At 71.1% G+C, this 14,557-nt stretch carries 19 protein-coding genes and 1 CRISPR repeat array; of the genes, 3 read left to right on the top strand and 16 right to left on the bottom strand.

Features of this window, described 5'->3' with window-relative positions; genetic code table 11:
* Nucleotides 1-92: 92 nt before the first annotated feature.
* The 15 genes from MQV74_RS13345 to MQV74_RS13275 all read right to left on the bottom strand — a co-directional run bounded on the left by MQV74_RS13345 (nt 93) and on the right by MQV74_RS13275 (nt 10,156).
* Entirely contained in the window at nt 93-1,568 is a 1,476-nt protein-coding gene (locus MQV74_RS13345; RefSeq protein ID WP_242717297.1) for an ATP-binding protein, read from the bottom strand.
* Between the two features lies 1 nt (nt 1,569).
* On the bottom strand, nt 1,570-2,430 hold the full coding sequence (locus tag MQV74_RS13340; RefSeq protein WP_242717295.1) for a DNA primase: 861 nt from the start codon (nt 2,428-2,430) through the stop codon (nt 1,570-1,572).
* A gap of 89 nt (nt 2,431-2,519) precedes the next feature.
* Nucleotides 2,520-2,699: a hypothetical protein gene (locus MQV74_RS13335; RefSeq protein WP_242717293.1), complete on the bottom strand. Its 180-nt coding sequence runs from the start codon at nt 2,697-2,699 to the stop codon at nt 2,520-2,522.
* Nucleotides 2,696-3,445 carry an exonuclease domain-containing protein gene (locus MQV74_RS13330; RefSeq protein ID WP_242717291.1) on the bottom strand — a complete coding sequence of 250 codons (750 nt, stop codon included), beginning with the start codon at nt 3,443-3,445 and terminating at the stop codon, nt 2,696-2,698. The genes MQV74_RS13335 and MQV74_RS13330 overlap by 4 nt, the downstream gene beginning before the upstream one ends.
* Nucleotides 3,432-3,833 carry a hypothetical protein gene (locus tag MQV74_RS13325; protein ID WP_242717289.1) on the bottom strand — a complete coding sequence of 134 codons (402 nt, stop codon included), beginning with the start codon at nt 3,831-3,833 and terminating at the stop codon, nt 3,432-3,434. Before MQV74_RS13325 ends, MQV74_RS13330 begins: the two co-directional genes overlap by 14 nt.
* On the bottom strand, nt 3,830-4,030 hold the full coding sequence (locus MQV74_RS13320; protein WP_242717287.1) for a hypothetical protein: 201 nt from the start codon (nt 4,028-4,030) through the stop codon (nt 3,830-3,832). Before MQV74_RS13320 ends, MQV74_RS13325 begins: the two co-directional genes overlap by 4 nt.
* Nucleotides 4,031-4,047: 17 nt before the next feature.
* Nucleotides 4,048-4,353, bottom strand: coding sequence for a hypothetical protein (locus MQV74_RS13315; protein ID WP_242717285.1), 306 nt, complete (start codon nt 4,351-4,353; stop codon nt 4,048-4,050).
* Nucleotides 4,354-4,511: 158 nt separating this feature from the next.
* Entirely contained in the window at nt 4,512-6,599 is a 2,088-nt protein-coding gene (traB, locus tag MQV74_RS13310) for a plasmid transfer protein TraB (protein WP_242717283.1), read from the bottom strand.
* A gap of 11 nt (nt 6,600-6,610) precedes the next feature.
* Nucleotides 6,611-7,144: a plasmid transfer protein TraA gene (gene traA, locus MQV74_RS13305; RefSeq protein WP_242717281.1), complete on the bottom strand. Its 534-nt coding sequence runs from the start codon at nt 7,142-7,144 to the stop codon at nt 6,611-6,613.
* On the bottom strand, nt 7,144-7,632 hold the full coding sequence (locus tag MQV74_RS13300; protein WP_242717279.1) for a hypothetical protein: 489 nt from the start codon (nt 7,630-7,632) through the stop codon (nt 7,144-7,146). Before MQV74_RS13300 ends, traA begins: the two co-directional genes overlap by 1 nt.
* 165 nt (nt 7,633-7,797) lie before the next feature.
* Entirely contained in the window at nt 7,798-8,109 is a 312-nt protein-coding gene (locus tag MQV74_RS13295) for a hypothetical protein (protein ID WP_242717277.1), read from the bottom strand.
* Between the two features lie 29 nt (nt 8,110-8,138).
* Nucleotides 8,139-8,522 carry an RRQRL motif-containing zinc-binding protein gene (locus tag MQV74_RS13290; protein WP_242717275.1) on the bottom strand — a complete coding sequence of 128 codons (384 nt, stop codon included), beginning with the start codon at nt 8,520-8,522 and terminating at the stop codon, nt 8,139-8,141.
* 10 nt (nt 8,523-8,532) lie between these two features.
* On the bottom strand, nt 8,533-9,543 hold the full coding sequence (locus tag MQV74_RS13285) for a DUF2637 domain-containing protein (protein ID WP_242717273.1): 1,011 nt from the start codon (nt 9,541-9,543) through the stop codon (nt 8,533-8,535).
* Nucleotides 9,540-9,869, bottom strand: a complete 330-nt coding sequence (locus MQV74_RS13280) for a hypothetical protein (RefSeq protein WP_242717271.1) — start codon at nt 9,867-9,869, stop codon at nt 9,540-9,542. The genes MQV74_RS13285 and MQV74_RS13280 overlap by 4 nt, the downstream gene beginning before the upstream one ends.
* A complete protein-coding gene (locus tag MQV74_RS13275) occupies nt 9,866-10,156 on the bottom strand; it encodes a hypothetical protein (protein ID WP_242717270.1) in 291 nt (96 codons plus the stop codon). Before MQV74_RS13275 ends, MQV74_RS13280 begins: the two co-directional genes overlap by 4 nt.
* Nucleotides 10,157-10,759: 603 nt before the next feature.
* Here MQV74_RS13275 and MQV74_RS13270 point away from each other — a divergent pair.
* From MQV74_RS13270 to MQV74_RS13260, 3 genes are all read left to right on the top strand, one after another.
* Nucleotides 10,760-11,128, top strand: a complete 369-nt coding sequence (locus tag MQV74_RS13270) for a GntR family transcriptional regulator (protein ID WP_242717268.1) — start codon at nt 10,760-10,762, stop codon at nt 11,126-11,128.
* Between the two features lie 233 nt (nt 11,129-11,361).
* A complete protein-coding gene (locus MQV74_RS13265) occupies nt 11,362-12,585 on the top strand; it encodes a helix-turn-helix domain-containing protein (RefSeq protein WP_242717260.1) in 1,224 nt (407 codons plus the stop codon).
* A gap of 52 nt (nt 12,586-12,637) precedes the next feature.
* Complete coding sequence (locus MQV74_RS13260) at nt 12,638-13,087, top strand: NUDIX domain-containing protein (RefSeq protein WP_242728643.1); 450 nt, start codon at nt 12,638-12,640, stop codon at nt 13,085-13,087.
* 42 nt (nt 13,088-13,129) lie between these two features.
* On the opposite strand, the gene MQV74_RS13255 is transcribed toward MQV74_RS13260, so the two are convergent.
* Nucleotides 13,130-13,345, bottom strand: coding sequence for a hypothetical protein (locus MQV74_RS13255; protein WP_242717258.1), 216 nt, complete (start codon nt 13,343-13,345; stop codon nt 13,130-13,132).
* Between the two features lie 259 nt (nt 13,346-13,604).
* A CRISPR array of direct repeats spans nt 13,605-14,364; the repeat unit is 29 nt; unit sequence GGGACCACCCCCGCACGCGCGGGGACCAC.
* Between the last annotated feature and the right edge of the window lie 193 nt (nt 14,365-14,557).

The raw sequence follows: 14,557 nt of genomic DNA, 5'->3' as shown, positions 1-14,557 counted from the left end.
GCGCGACCCTTGGGCGGCGCGGTGCGCCGAAGAGCAAGAAGAGCACGCCGGGCGCGGGGGTGCTCTTCTTGCTTGTCCGGTCCGGACCGCGGTCAGGGGAACGGCTGCTGCTCGTGAGGCGGCGGGGCTGCCTGGTGGCCCATTTCGAGGTAGCGGCCCTCTTTGGTGCGGCCGGAGTCGATGAGGACGCCGCGGGCGGCGAGGGTGGGCTGGAGGCGCTTGAGGCGGTCGGAGAGGACCTTGCCGGTGGTCGGCCATCCTTTGGGCAGGGAGTGGAAGTCCTCGCCGGTGTAGAGCTGGCTGAGGCAGTGGAGCCACTCGGTGGACGTCATTCGCTGTGCCTCGCCGGGCACGATGCTCTCGGCGTGCCGGAGGACGGTCTGCGCGAGGAGGTCGCCTTCGATGACGTCGTCGTTCAGGTCGTCCAGCCGGGCCCGGTACGCCGCGAGAGCCCCCAGGCCGGTCGCTACGTCGAGCTGCGCACACAGGTGCGCGAAGTCGGCCATACGCAGATCGGTCGGTGTCTCGGCCTGCGCTGCGCGGACCTTGACGGTGAGGTCCAGCAGGGAGCCGAGGACGACGGGCAGCACGTCTTCGTACTCCGTCCACAGCTCCGCTTCGGTGCGCCTCACGCGGGGCCGCTCCAGGCGCAGGGGCAGGAGGCGTTCGGCGAGGTCGGGGCGGATGACGCCGACGTCGATACCGGTCAGCAGCAGGGGGCGGCGGTAGCGGGCGCGGTGGACGTCCCCGTCGGTGAACAGGGCGCGCTTCACGTTCTCGGCGCCGGTGACGATGCAGCACATCGCATCGGACAGGTCGGGCGTCATGTGGGAGAGGTTGTCCAGCGCGGTGACCCATCCCGCGGCCACGGCCGCGATCAGGTTCTCCTCATCCTTCGGAGCCCGGCGCAGGTCGCCGCTCATGCCCTCGATGATCCGTACTAGCATCCGCCCGCCGGTGGACTTGCCCGCGCCCTGCGGGCCGGTGAGGAACGGGGCGGGGACGGGCACGCAGGGGCCGAGGCAGCCGATCAGCCAGGCGATGGCCAGGCACTCGGTCTCGGCGCCCGCGAAGTTGCACAGCCGCAGCAGGAGGTCGATGCCCTTGCCGTCGGTGTCTTTGACCGGCAGCGGGAGCTCCCCGGTGAGCTGGGTGCGTCGCCAGCACACTTCGCGCGGGTCGGGGGTGGTGATCTCCCAGCCGATGGGGTGGATGCGCACGGACTGCCCGTCGCTGCGGCCCAGGTCCAGCCAGGTCGCGCCGTCGAAGCCGGGGGCGACGCGGATGTGGACGGGCTGGACGTCTTCGTACAGGGCGAGTGCTTCGATCAAGTCCAACGCCTCCTTCAGAGCGCTCCCGTTGAACACGCCGACCCCGTCGCGGAAGAGGCCGACCATGAGTTCCTGGCGGTGGCTGCCCGTGGTCCCCTGGGAGCGGATGGGGCGGGCGACGGGGTGGCCGTTGCGCTGCGCGTACACGGTGCCGTCGGCGGTGCGGAAGTAGCGGAAGTGGGCCTGCGCGTAGTCGGTGATGACCTCGCGGGCGGGGGGCTTGTCGTCGTCGGCCATGTCACAGCCCTAGCCGGGCGCGGGCGTTGGTCCACGCGTCTGTGCAGTGCCGCAGGGTTTCGCCCTTGGCCTGCGCCGCCGTGAACAGGCGCGCGACGTGGGTGTCGGTGAGGCAGCCGCACCGGCCGTGCGTGGACAGCACGGCCAGGAACGTGCGGTAGACCGTGGCGTGTACTGCTTCGCGGGCGTCGGTGATGCGCTGCACGGCCATGACCATGCCGAGCTCCAGATAGGCGGGGGTGCGGTGAGGGCACGCCCCGCCCCCTGCCGGTACGGGCCCGGTGATGGTCTGCGGTGTGGGGTGCGCTGCGGCAGGTTTGCGTGTGGCCAGCGCGCGGACGGCGTCCGGCAGGGTGGTGAGGGTGCCGGTGCCGGGGCCGAGCCAGCGGGCGTAGGCCATGCGGGACTTGATGTCGATGCCGGGGCGTACTCCGTGCGAGGAGGGCATGGTGCCCGCATACAGCCAGTGCTGGCCGCGGGTGGTGGGCAGGGTGCGGGTGGGGGGCAGGTGGGCTTGGGCCCAGGCGATGGCGTCGGCGTGGTCGAGGTCGACGACGGTCAGGCGGATACCGGCGGGGTGGTAGGCGATGGCGGCGGCCTGCCGCCACGCGGGCCTCCAGGCCGGGGAGGCGAGGGTGCCGGGGTCGGTGGTCGCGGCAGCCCAGGCGTGGCACGGACGCGGGCACGCGCACGGCCCGGCCTGCTTCATGTTCGGTCGGCCACCGCAGGCGTTCTTGGCACAGGCGGGGCAGTTGCCGAAGGGGGCCTTGCCCACGCGCAACGGCAGCACCGGCACACCTTGGGCCGCGAGCTGGAGCGCGGTGCGCAGGTGCTCTGCCCGAATGTTGGTCGGTTGCGTCATGCTGGATACCTCCACAGGTCAGTTCGTGGCAGGTGGACAAGGGCGGCCCCGCGACTTTGGCGAGACGTAGGGGGCCGCCCTTGGCGTTGCTAGGTGTTCGGCTGGTCGTCCTCGGGCTGCTTGAGGGTGGCGGTGAGGTAGAGGCGGGTGCGCATGCCGTCGCGGGTGGGGTAGGTGCGGGCGACGCCGGTACGGAAGGCGGCGGCGAGCGTGCGGGTGATGGTGTCGGCGTCGTGGTGGTCGCAGATGATCCGGATGTCGAAGGTCATGCGTTCTCCTCGGCGGAGGGGGCGGGGATCAGGGGCCAGTCGGGGGTGACGCTGGCGGACGGGTCGGTGCGGCGCAGGTGCGCCTGCAGGCTCGCGGCCTGCTCGGCCGCCCACCCCTGCTGGCAGATGTGAAGGTTGGCCAGCGCGATAGCCGCGAGGTGGGGGTGGGCGCGGGGCAGGCGCCAGGCCAGGCGGGCGGCGGCGAGTGCGTCCTGGACGGGGTCGTTGGGGCCGTCGTGGCGCACGCGGTAGTGCTCGCACAGGGCGGGCAGGGTGCGCCGCCCGCGCCGGTAGCGCGCCGCCTGCTTGTCGAGTACGGCCGGATCGATGACCGGCGCCACGTCCCCGTCCAGGAAGGGCACGTCGTGGCGGGCGCACTCGCGGGCGAGCACGGTCAGCGCGTACGGGGCGCGGAAGACCACCAGCGGGAAGCCCGCGGCCAGCGGCTCGGCAAGCGCCGCAACGATCTCCGGCAGCGCCTCGGCGGGTGCGCGCCCGTCGGCGCGGGCCTGGTCGGTGGTGATGTGGTGGATCGCGGCCGCTTCGGCGGGGATCTCGATGCCGGGGTCCAGCAGCCAGGTGGTGGTCTCCGGCGGGGTGTCTCCGCCGACCGCGGCGACGGCTGCGGCCACGATTCGGGCCCGCTCCGGGTTGAGGCCGGTGGTCTCCACGTCGAAGGCCAGCATCGGCCCGTCCGGCCAGGCGCCGGGAGCTGCCGCGGTGTTGTGCTGCTCAGTGTCCGTCATGGCTGGCCCCCTGCGTGGCGTTGGGCAGGGGGTACCAGTTGGCGAGCTGGTACATCTCCAGGACTTCGATCAGCAGTTCGTCGACCTCGCCGGTGGGGTCGTCGGGGTCGGTGACCAGGACGCGGGGCGGGCTGGTGAGGCGGGCGTGGATGCACAGGCGGTGGGCGGGGGCGTCGTCGGGGTCGACGCCCGCGCGCAGGGTCCAGGTCTGGCGCTCGGCGGCCAGCACCAGCGGGTCGCCGCGCAGCGCGCCGCGGTAGACGAGCCGTAGGGCCACCGCTTCGGGCAGGTGGTCGAGCTGGACGAGGTCCTGGGTGCGGGCGTGCAGGAAGGCGCGGGCCTGGTCGGGGCCCACGATGAGGTCGAGTGGGGTGGTGGGAGCTTTCACGAGGCAGGCTCCTTCGGGGCGGTGCGCAGGACGACGAAGGCGTCGGTGCGCAGGTCGTAGTGGACGTGCACCGGCTCGTTGGTGCGGGTGCGTTCCTCGGTCGCGGCGTGGGCGGCTTTCAGCGAGGCCCGCACGTCACCGGCGGGGAAGCACTGGAGCGGAACGGGGTGGTGGCCCGTGCAGGTGGTGCAGGGCATGTCTCCTCCCGGCAAGGTCACTTGGGTGCGCGGAAGAGCTTGAGGGTGATGCCGCCGACGCCGATCGGGCCCGCGGCGCCGCCGATGGCCATGGCGGTGTGGGCGGCGAAGTCGAGCAGGGCCAGGAACGCGGCCACGACGCCGAACAGGCCGATCACGCCCGCCCCGGCGACCGTGAGGGGCAGCAGGTAGGTGCGGGCCGGGCGTGCGGTGGGGTGGGTGGTGGTGTGGATGATGATGGGCTGGCCGGTGGTCTGCGCGCGTCGGTAGTCGTCGACGGGGATGTGCGGGGCCAGGTGTCCGGGCGGGCCGGTGTGGTGCATGCGTGGTGCTCCCTTCCGCGTGCCGTGTATGGGTGCGGGCCCGCACGTTGCGGGCCCACAGGTAGGCGTCAGGCGGTGTCAGGAGCCCACTGTCAGGGCGCGTGACACCGCATGTGCCTAGGGGTTTGGGTGTCAGGCGCCCGTGACGGTGTCAGGCGTCACGCGGCCGTCAGGGCAGCGGGAACGCCGCCGTCGGGGCGCGGAACGATCCGCCAGCGGCCGGTGGTATTGGTCGCCTCCAGGCGGCCCTCGACCGCGGCTTCCTTCAGCCTCGCGGAGACCCACGGGCGGGACAGGCCGTGCTGGTCGCACCAGTCCATGAAGTCGCGCGGGCCGACGACCATGCGCCCCGCGGTCTCGAACTCGCTGAGTGCCTGCGCGAACAGCGCGCGGGCCTCGGCCGGAGAGGGCTTGCGGCCGCTGTCCGTCCCGAACAGCGGGGTGTCGTCACCCTGCTGCGCCTCGGGCAGCTCGGCTTCCTCGTCGATATCGGCGTCCTCGGGGTCGACCAGCAGGCCCGCCCCGTCGGCCCCGTCCTGGTCTCCTTGGTCCTCGTCCGCGCGGGCCTGCGGCGCCGTCGGTGTGCTGCCCGACTCAGGGGTGGAACGGCCGGTGTACGCCACCCCGGCCACGGATTTGAGGGCGGCGGCGGTTACGGGGTCGGCGGCCGCGCCGTGGCGCTGCGCCCACAGCGCGAGCAGCTCCATCGTGTCCACGGCGCGCGGCGTGAAACGCCAGGTGCGGCCCGGGGAGGCGTACCGGTCCTCGTCGATCCCGGGCGAGACGACGTAGCAGTAGCCCGGCTTGCGGTTACGCCACGCCCCCGGGTGCGCGCCCGCCGCGATCACCTCGTCGGGCAGGCTGAACCCCTCGTCATCGGGGTGGCAGCCCAGCGCGATCACCGACGGCATGGAGGAGCGCGTGGACGTCGACATCTGGTCGTAGGACGGACGCTGCAGCGAGATGACCAGGGCGACGCCCGCCGAGCGGGCTTCCTGGGCGATCCCGGTGAACGCGTCGTCGCCGACGAACCGCAGGGTGTTCGCGGCCTCCTCGAACCAGGCGACCATGAACGGCATCCCCGCACAGCCGCACGCGCGCCCGTCGGGACGGCACGAGTGCTTCGGGTCGCGCTGTTCGCGCGCGGCCTGCGGCTCCCACTGGCGGTACTGGTGCTGGCCAAGCCAGCGCGTGCGGGCCGGGATCGCCACCTGCACCGCCGCCACCATGGTCTCGGACGGGGCCCCGCCCTCCACTGCCCAGTCGTAACCGGGCAGCAGAGGGCGAAAGTCCTGGAAGGCTTTCGGGTCGGACATGAGCAGGACGACGTCGCGGCGCGAGAGGATCTCTGTCTGAAGGTTGAGGGCGGCGTCGCCCTTTCCGGACCCGGTGCCGCCCGCGATCAGCACGTGCGTGCTGTTGCGGCCCGACTCCTGGTCGCCGGGCAGCCACAGAAGCATCGGCGACCCGTCGTCATACCGGCCGATCACGAGCGGCTCGGCGATCGAGCCGCCCAGGTTTGAGGGGCCCTCCCACTCCACGGTCTCGGCGAGCATGTCCTCGGGGACGATGACCAGGTCCCCACGCCGGGCCGAGTCCGGGTCCGGCTGGTAGCGCACCGCAGAGGCGGGCAGGTCCAGCGCGGAGGCGATGCGCGGCAGGGCCCCGGCCATGTCCGCGTTGGTCTGCGTGCCCGCGTCGAGCTCGACGCGGGCCGTGGCCCGGTTCGGCTCCGCCTTCGCTGCGCGGATCTGCGCGCGGGCCAGGCCGATCTTCTCCATCAGGCCGCCGTCCGCACCGCCCGCATCGCTGGTGTCGGAGGTGCGCATGAAGATTCGCACGTTCCACGACAGCGCCAACGCCGGGCCGCCCATCAGGTAGAGGTCATCGACCGGCCCGGCGGCGGGCCCTGCGAGGCAGGCGGCCGTCAGCCAGGCCGAGCCGAGTGCGGTGGTGATGGCGGAGTGCAGGCGGCGCTGCTTGCTGGCGCTTTTGCCGATCACCCACGCGCCGCCGGACATGGCGACGGAGGTGAGGGTCAGACCGACGGCGGCGGCCGGGGAGGCCGCCCACCGCTCGTGACCGAGGACTCCGGCCAGGCCCACCCCGGCCACCCCGAGCCACGGCGGCAGGTGCGGCTTGACGCGGCTGAGGAGGTAGTTGCCCACCCCGCTGGCACCCGAGCCGCCTTCACGCGTGCCTGCCAGGTGCGCGAACTGCGCCTGGAGGTTCTGGTCTGTGGTCATCGCGCGGCGCCTCACTGCTGTGCCCAGTTCATGGGCGGGGTCTTCGGCTTGCGGGCGCGGTGGCGGACGCGGTTGATCTCCTCCTGGTACTCCTGCTGGAACACCGCGTAGCAGGCGGCGGCGTTCTTGGCCGCGTCGCGCAGCGCGTTCGCGGAGCGCTTCATCTTCCGGGAGACCTTGGCCGCGCGCATCCGTGAGCCCAGCACCCGCCCCTCCGGATCCGGCACCGCGGCGAGGATGCTCTGCATGATCTCGGCGGCCATCGCGACCTCCATGGACAGCATCACCCCGGCCGCACGCAGCGTGTTGCAGTAGTTGCGCACCTGGGCAGGGCTGCTGAACTCCGGCGGCGGCAGCAGGCCCTGCTGCCCGCCCCCGCCCCGGTGTTGGGAGGGCCGGTTGACGTTGATGTTGATGGACGGCATGAAGGAGCCGCCCATGGCGCCGACAAAGCCCCCGGCGGCGGCCCCGGCGGCCTGCGCGCCGTTGGCGAACTTGTTGCCCTTGTTGGCGCCCGCGGCGCCGTTACGGGTCGGGGTGACCATCAGTCCGTCTCCTTGGAGATCGAGCGACGCAGCACAAACCAGGCCCCCTGAGCGCCGAGCAGGCCCAGGAACCACAGGACACCCAGCGGCCCGCACAGCGGGCCAAGCAGGATCGCGAGAGCCGTCCACAGGCCGACGACGGCCGCGGCGGCCGCGGCGGCCCACTGCCAGGACCGCTCCCCGCCCTTGACGCGACGGCGCAGCGGCGGGATGGCCAGGACGAGCAGAGGCAGCAGCCCGGCCACGGCCACCAGCACTCCGGCCCAGGGGGCGAGGACGTGCAGGATCGCGGCCAGCAGCAGGAGCAGCACGGCCGTGGCGGTGGGGAGCAGGGCCAGACGCTGGCGCCATAACAGCAGCCCGACCGTGTGCAGGGCGCGGGCGGTGAGGGAGGGACGCTCGGGCACGACTAGCAGGAAGGAGTCCTGGCGGCGGCCGCGCTGGCGCGGGATACGGACCGTGGTGGCCCCGGCGGACACCTTCACCATGCGAGGGCGAGTAGGACTGGGCACAGCAACACTCCTTGGATGAAAGCTCAGTGGTGGCAGCGCAAGGCTGCTTCCAGGGCCTGACACATCGGCGCGGGCAGGCGCCTTCGCAGTCGCGGTGAAGGCCGGACCTGGATACGGCGCCTGGAGTTGGGGCGCTGGTTGTCACACCGTGTGGTGCGGGTGTGCGGCAGCAACCCGCTGCCAGCGACGGTGCTCGGCGGCGCCTGCGCGCGTCAGGCGGACTTGGAAGGTGCAGCCCGAACGTGTGCAGCGGTGCGTCGTGGTGTGCCGGGCGTCAACGATGCGGAACAACAGGTCCAGGGCGCTGGCCAGCACCGAGCCCGCACACGCCAGCAGCAGCAAGAGCGGCACGTGGTGGTCGTGCAGGCGCAGGCCTACCGCCATGGCCAGCGTCGTCGCGATGGCGGCACAAGCGGGAATGACGAGACGGTCACGGAACGTGCTGCGGGTCACGATCAACCTCCGGTCAAGGGACGGAACGTTCAGGCGGCGTGCTGTTCGGTGGCGGCGATGCAGGCGCCGCAGATGCCGTAGGAGCGGGGGATGCAGTAGCCGACGTCGCGGCAACAGCTGGGGCAGGTGCGGCGCGCCAGCATGGCCAGCGCGAGCGCACCCCACTTGCGCGAGGTCATCGGCCGCACGGGTTTGGCCAGGTCGATGCGGTAGAGGTAGGCGACCTGGTGGCCGTCGGCGCGGCGGTTGGCGCGCATGACCTGCGCGGCGATCGGCTGTCCGCCCGGCCGCAGCCCGCGGGCCCGCAGCTGGCGGCGCGTGGCCAGACCGGCCGGGGCCAGGCGGTAGGGGTAGGCGGGTATCCCGTAGCGGGCACCGGTCGGGTCGAAGCAGTCGGCGTAGGCGTGTGACATCACCGGCCTCCTAGCGGCTGGCGATGGCCAGGTCGGCACGGGCGCTGGTGTGCTGCGGGCGGTGCTCGGCGTAGCGGGCGGAGACCCAGCCCACCGACCAGCCGCACAACTCCGCCGCCGCCCGCACCGACAACTCCGCCGCGAACGCCGCACTCACGATCTGACGGGCCTCAGGCTCGGGCAGCTTGCCCGGAGCCGGGCCGCGATCCAGCAGCCCAGCGCGTTCACGCTCCGCCCGCTGCTGGCGTTCACGCTGTTCACGAACGGCAGCCTCCTGCGCTGCGCGGCGCTGCTGCGCGGCCTGCTCGGCGGCCTCGCGGGTGAGGCGTTCACGGTCTGACTCGCGCTGTTCATGCTCGCGTTCACGGCGTTCACGCGCCTCCCGCTCGGCGGCTTCTACGAGCTGGCGGGCTTCGCGCTCCTCGCGCCACTGCCGCTCTTCCCGCTCAGCCTGTTCACGGGCCAGGCGGGCTTCGTGTTCACGCTGTTCACGCGCCAGCAGAGCGGCGTGCTCACGTTCCTCGCGCGCTTCTGCACGGGCTCGCTCGGCGCGTTCCCGGGCCGCTTGCTCGGCCAGGTCGCGCTCGGCTCGCTGGCGCTCCTCCAGCACCGCGACGGTGTCCGCGAGGGCGCGGCGGTAGGCCAGGCTGGTCTCGGCGGTGACGATCAGCAGCAGCGGCGCCACCGCATGCACCGCCACCCCGACCAGGTCCTTCTTCAGGGCGGAGTCGGCGGTGTTCAGCGCGAGGGTCATGCCGCCGGTCATCCACCGCAGCGTGATCGGCCACCCGCCTCCCTGCCCGCCGAGACGGGCCAGGACGGAGTCGAGGCGGACCACGATGACCACGGCGGCATCCACGACCAGGGGCAGGATGGGCGCCGTCCACTCCCACCGAGCGGGGGTGTGCGCGGCCATCAGCGGCGTGACCGTCAGGACGGAGTAGAGCATCGCCCCGCACACGATCAACCATGTGCCCAGCGTCAGCGCGCGCTCGGCTGAACGGATATGAACAGCGTTCACGCCGCACCCCCGGCCGCAGCCGGAACGGGGACCTTGCCGAAGCCGATCAGCTCCAGCTCGGCGTCCGCGAGCGTCGCATTCGCCTGCAGCACGCGCGTGCGGCCGCCACCTTGAACATGGCCGTTCACGTCCTGCGGGGCGATGCCCAGCGCCTCCCGCCATGCCTCGAAGCCCGGCAGGTCGTCGTGGAAGCTCAGCCGCAGCTGCTCCGGGAAGATCGGCGACACCTGGACATCCGGCGCCGCCAGATGCCCGAAGTCCACCGCGAGCAGCCGCAGCACGCGCAGCGGCACGGCCAGATCATGCAGTGCCAGGTTCTGGCTCACGCCGCTACCGCCCTGTTGGTGCTGCCACGGCGGGCGGCCGGTCGGGGCAGAGGAACGACACTCAGTTCCGGCATGTGCGCGTCGATGGCCTCGGCGGCGATGCGCGCCACAGTGTCGGGCAGGTGCGGGTTGTCGGCGAGGATGTCGCGAGCTGCATCCTCGCGAGCCGCGCGCTCCATCTCGCTCTCAGCTTCCACCCCCAGCCACAGCTCAATGGGGGTGCCGAGGGCGAGTTCGATGTAGTCGTCGGCCGAGACGACCTGATGGATGCCGATGAAGGACTTCATGGCGAGGCTCCTGATAGGGCGGGATGGAAGGAAGCCGAGGCGGGCGCGGGCCTTTGGCGAGGCGGCGCAAATCCACGGCGGGGAGGCTGAACGGGGAGCAGAGACCCTCTTCAGCTCAGCGGGAGTGGCGCCCCGGTCGGGAGTCGAACCCGGCCTTTCGACCATCGGGGCGGAAGAATCTGAATCGCGTCATCGTCACTGCTCTGACGCCAGCAGGGCGGCGCGCACCAGGTGGCGCCCCAGGGCTGACCTCCCGTGAGGAAGGGATGATCCCCAAGAGCGTTCTCCAGAGCTGGCACGCGGGGCAGGGACAGGTTCGCCCCGCCACGAGGTGGCCGCCGACGGCCGTCACCCGGGCCGTTGCGGGGACAGGGACTCTCACCCTGTCGACTTGTCACGCTGTTGAGTTCTCAATCAACGGACGCTTCCTTCGTACTCGCCCCAGCGGGGCTTTCCTCCGGGCGTTGGAGCGCAGCCAAGCCGCCCTCCCATCGAGCAATCTCGCCCGATGTGAAACTGTTCTAGCACGGCTGCTACAACTAGTACAAGAGGTTGTGTTGGTCGTGCTGCTTGACCTAGATCAAGAAGAGCTAGCATCGACGCATGACGCCTACTTCTGACGACGCGCGACGGGTGAACGAGCAGATCGCCGAGACCCTGCGGGACGAGATCAAGACCGGCAGGCTGAAGGTGGGGGACAAGCTCCCCTCGGTTCGCGCGATCGCCGAGCGCTTCGAGGTCGCCGCGGGGACGGCGACCAAGGCTGTCCAGCTTCTCGCGAAGTGGGGCCTGGTGGCCCCCGACTCGACGCGCGGCTACTTCGTGAGCGCTCAGGTCTCAGACGGTGAGGAAGTTCAGGAGCCCAGCCCCGAGTTCGCGGCCATCATGGAGGAGGTCGCAGCGATGCGTGAGCACCTGGCGCGTCTCGACGAGCGTCTCCAGCGGTTGGAGCAGTCGGAGAAGCGGAGTTGACGGGATCCGCCAGGCGCCGCGCCCTCTCCGCGAGGGCGCCCACTTCCGCGGAGAGCTCCGTAAGGGCCACCATCACCTGGTGCCGCTCATCAGCCGTCAGAGACATGCCTGTGCCTCCTTGCCGCCGCCGTGGGCGTCTCGGTCTCGACACAGACGACGCTATGACCAGGCCCTTGAGCGACCCCGGAAAAACCTTCCGGGGTCCTCATCCCAACTGAGGTGAGGCTGAAGCCATGCGAGGAATGACGCAGCACCTGACGATCGGCGAACGCGTGGCCTGGTACCGGCATCGCCGAGGCCTCTCCCAAGAAGTGCTGGCCGGACTGGTCGGCCGTACGTCGGACTGGCTCGGCAAGGCGGAGAACAACCGCATCGAGCTCGATCGCCTCTCCGTGATCCGCGCCCTGGCGCACGCCCTGGACGTGTCCGTCAGCGACCTGATCGGCGAACCCACCCTCCTGGAGTGGTCGAACGACAGCGGCCGGCGCACCGTCCCCGCTCTGCGCGAAGCCCTCATGGACTACCGCCAGTTGACCCCGCTCCTGAGCGCGCCCGCCGACGGCGAGCCCCCGACCCTGGCGAACCTTCGAACCGACGTCGGCGAGGTGTGGGACGCCTACCAGGCATCACGCTTCGGCTTCGCCACACAGCAGCTGCCGCTCCTCCTCGCCGACGCGCTCCTGGCTGCTCGTACGTACGCGGGAGAAGAGCGCGAGGAGGCCAACGCCCTGCTGGCCCTGACGTACCAGGGCGCGGCGATGGTGCTCGGCAAGCTCGGCGAGAACGAACTCGCGTGGATGGCCGCCGACCGCGGACTGGCCGCTGCCCAGCAGAGCGGCAACAACGTGATCACGGGATCGCTCTTCCGTTCCGTGACTCACTGCCTGCTGTCGACCGGGCGGTACGAGACCGCCGTGCAGCTCGTGGGCGACGCGGCCGGATTCCTGGAACCAGGGCTCGGCGAGGCGACGCCCTCGTTCCTGTCCGTCTACGGGACCTTGTTCCTGGCCGGGTCGATGGCGGCCGCCCGTGCGGAGGACCGCGCGACGACGCAGGCCTTCCTGCGTGAGGCGGAAGCGACGGCAACGCGGCTCGGCTCCGACGCCAACCACATGTGGACCGCCTTCGGTCCGACCAACGTCGCCATCCACAAGGTGGCCACGGCCGGGGAACTCGGAGACTTCCAGGTCGCTTCCGACCTCGGACCGCAGATCGATACGAGCAGCTTGCCCGTCGAGCGCCGGGTACGTCACGACCTCGAAGTGGCGCGCGCACTCACTGCCCGAAACCGCACCGACGAAGCACTCGCCGTCGTCCTCGAAGCCGAACAGCTCGCGCCCGAGCAGGTCAGGCACCACTACATGAGCCGCGAGCTCGTACTCGGCTGGGTCCGCGGCACGCGAGGCCGGCCAAGCAGCTCCGTGGCGGACCTGGCCGACAGGCTTCGAGTCGTCTGAGGTGGTTAGGCTCGGTCACGTGAGCGAGACCCAGAACGAACAAGAGGCGAAGATGGCGCGCCCGCGCATGGCCGCGGGCGCGTTGTTCTTTGACGAGCAGGGGCGCGTCATGCTCCTGGAGCCGACGTACAAGGAGTACCGGGATATCCCCGGCGGGTACGTCGACGCTGGCGAGTCCCCGCTGCAGGCATGTGTGCGGGAGGTCCGCGAGGAGCTGGGCATCACTCCAGGGATCGGCCGTCTCCTGGCCGTCGACTGGGCCCCCAGCCCTGCTGAAGGCGACAAGGTGCTGTACCTCTTCGACGGTGGTGCTCTACCGGCGCAGCTTCAGGAACAGATCCGGCTGCAGCGTTCCGAGATCAAAACGTACGCCTTCCACAGCGTCGACGACGTCGACTCTCTGACCATTCCGCGCCTCGCACGCCGAGTCCGGGCTGCCGTGATTGCTCGTAGTGAGGGCCAGGTGGCTTACTTGGAGCACGGCCAGCATCCAGAGCGGTAGGAGCCGCAGTCATGACTTGGATATCTGCGGACTGCCCCTAGTTCACGGGGTGCCCGCATCCGAAACGCTCTGCGCGAGGTCACCCACGGTTCGCAGGATGCCCTGGCCGAAGTCGGTGGGAGCGATCAGCACGCCGAACGTCACCGCTACGGTGAGGACCATCGTTTGGTCGACCCGGCTTCTGGCCTGTACGCGTCGACGTACGAGCACGATGAGGATGACAGCGAGCAGAACAGCCAAGTTGATCGTCAGCTTCACCGGTCGGCCCTTCCCCCAGGCAGGAACGTCCCAACTTTCCTGTGTAGCCAGGGTCGCGTGACTCGGCGACTCGGATGCCTGTGGTTGGCGGCAAAGCGCTCATCTGGGGCCGGATTAGCTCGCCGTTGACACCCTGGGGATCTTCGGCTCGGACACCTCGACGAGAGCAGATTCACGGTCCAGTCGCCCGCTTCGCAGGCTTAGGATCACCCTCGCGCGGAGACCACCACCCGGCCCCGGCATTGCCGTGAGGGCGCTCGGGGCCACCCCCGCACGCGCGGGGACCACCCGGCATTCAGGGGCATTGGCCGTGGAGCGGGGGGGCACCCCCGCACGCGCGGGGACCACTGCCATATGTCGGCCAGCACAACTTATGGTTTGGGACCACCCCCGCACGCGCGGGGACCACCGGTACACGGGCGGCACCCGGATCGCGGCCGCGGGACCACCCCCGCACGCGCGGGGACCACGAGGAGAACTACAGCGAAGACTTCCTCTTCAAGGGACCACCCCCGCACGCGCGGGGACCACCGGTGGTCGATGGGTGACATTCACGACTGGTCGGGACCACCCCCGCACGCGCGGGGACCACTCTCCTTCGGACCGGGCCACGGCCCACATTGTGGGACCACCCCCGCACGCGCGGGGACCACGAGCACATCCATCTCACTCGGGACGAGATGCAGGGACCACCCCCGCACGCGCGGGGACCACTGGGCATTCGTCGGCTTCGGCGGCCGCGTCCAGGGACCACCCCCGCACGCGCGGGGACCACACCACCTGCTCGGTGCGCTCGTCGTCCCAGCCGGGACCACCCCCGCACGCGCGGGGACCACACCACCTGCTCGGTGCGCTCGTCGTCCCAGCCGGGACCACCCCCGCACGCGCGGGGACCACCCCAACGAGCTCATCTCCGACAGCGCCGTGTCGGGACCACCCCCGCACGCGCGGGGACCACGACGCCGAGCTCTACGACGGCATCACCGGCGAGGGACCACCCCCGCACGCGCGGGGACCACAGGAGCTGACCAGGCACGTTAGCGGGTCGAGCCCCCGATTCCATTCACTTTCAAAGGAACGGACATTTCACCCTGGGATCGACTTGAAGCGGCACTTCGGATTCTAGGGGCCCTCCCCAGAGCGTGGCCCTGGGTTCGGTTGCGCGCTGCGAAGTGCGTGAGGAGTGCGTGAATCTCCTGGGTGTGGTGGCCG

It is taken from the genome of Streptomyces sp. AN091965, assembly GCF_022698285.1.
GTDB lineage: Bacteria > Actinomycetota > Actinomycetes > Streptomycetales > Streptomycetaceae > Streptomyces.
Note: the sequence above shows the minus strand (reverse complement) of the source record. Positions and strands in the feature narration are given on the sequence as shown.

Coding starts and splice junctions, on each gene's coding strand:
- MQV74_RS13300 (WP_242717279.1), bottom strand. CDS start 7,632: ATGGTGAAGGTGTCCGCCGGGGCCACCACGGTCCGTATCCCGCGCCAG.
- MQV74_RS13290 (WP_242717275.1), bottom strand. CDS start 8,522: ATGTCACACGCCTACGCCGACTGCTTCGACCCGACCGGTGCCCGCTAC.
- MQV74_RS13340 (WP_242717295.1), bottom strand. CDS start 2,430: ATGACGCAACCGACCAACATTCGGGCAGAGCACCTGCGCACCGCGCTC.
- traA (WP_242717281.1), bottom strand. CDS start 7,144: ATGGTCACCCCGACCCGTAACGGCGCCGCGGGCGCCAACAAGGGCAAC.
- traB (WP_242717283.1), bottom strand. CDS start 6,599: ATGACCACAGACCAGAACCTCCAGGCGCAGTTCGCGCACCTGGCAGGC.
- MQV74_RS13275 (WP_242717270.1), bottom strand. CDS start 10,156: ATGAAGTCCTTCATCGGCATCCATCAGGTCGTCTCGGCCGACGACTAC.
- MQV74_RS13270 (WP_242717268.1), top strand. CDS start 10,760: ATGACGCCTACTTCTGACGACGCGCGACGGGTGAACGAGCAGATCGCC.
- MQV74_RS13330 (WP_242717291.1), bottom strand. CDS start 3,445: ATGACGGACACTGAGCAGCACAACACCGCGGCAGCTCCCGGCGCCTGG.
- MQV74_RS13335 (WP_242717293.1), bottom strand. CDS start 2,699: ATGACCTTCGACATCCGGATCATCTGCGACCACCACGACGCCGACACC.
- MQV74_RS13315 (WP_242717285.1), bottom strand. CDS start 4,353: ATGCACCACACCGGCCCGCCCGGACACCTGGCCCCGCACATCCCCGTC.
- MQV74_RS13265 (WP_242717260.1), top strand. CDS start 11,362: ATGCGAGGAATGACGCAGCACCTGACGATCGGCGAACGCGTGGCCTGG.
- MQV74_RS13345 (WP_242717297.1), bottom strand. CDS start 1,568: ATGGCCGACGACGACAAGCCCCCCGCCCGCGAGGTCATCACCGACTAC.
- MQV74_RS13320 (WP_242717287.1), bottom strand. CDS start 4,030: ATGCCCTGCACCACCTGCACGGGCCACCACCCCGTTCCGCTCCAGTGC.
- MQV74_RS13260 (WP_242728643.1), top strand. CDS start 12,638: ATGGCGCGCCCGCGCATGGCCGCGGGCGCGTTGTTCTTTGACGAGCAG.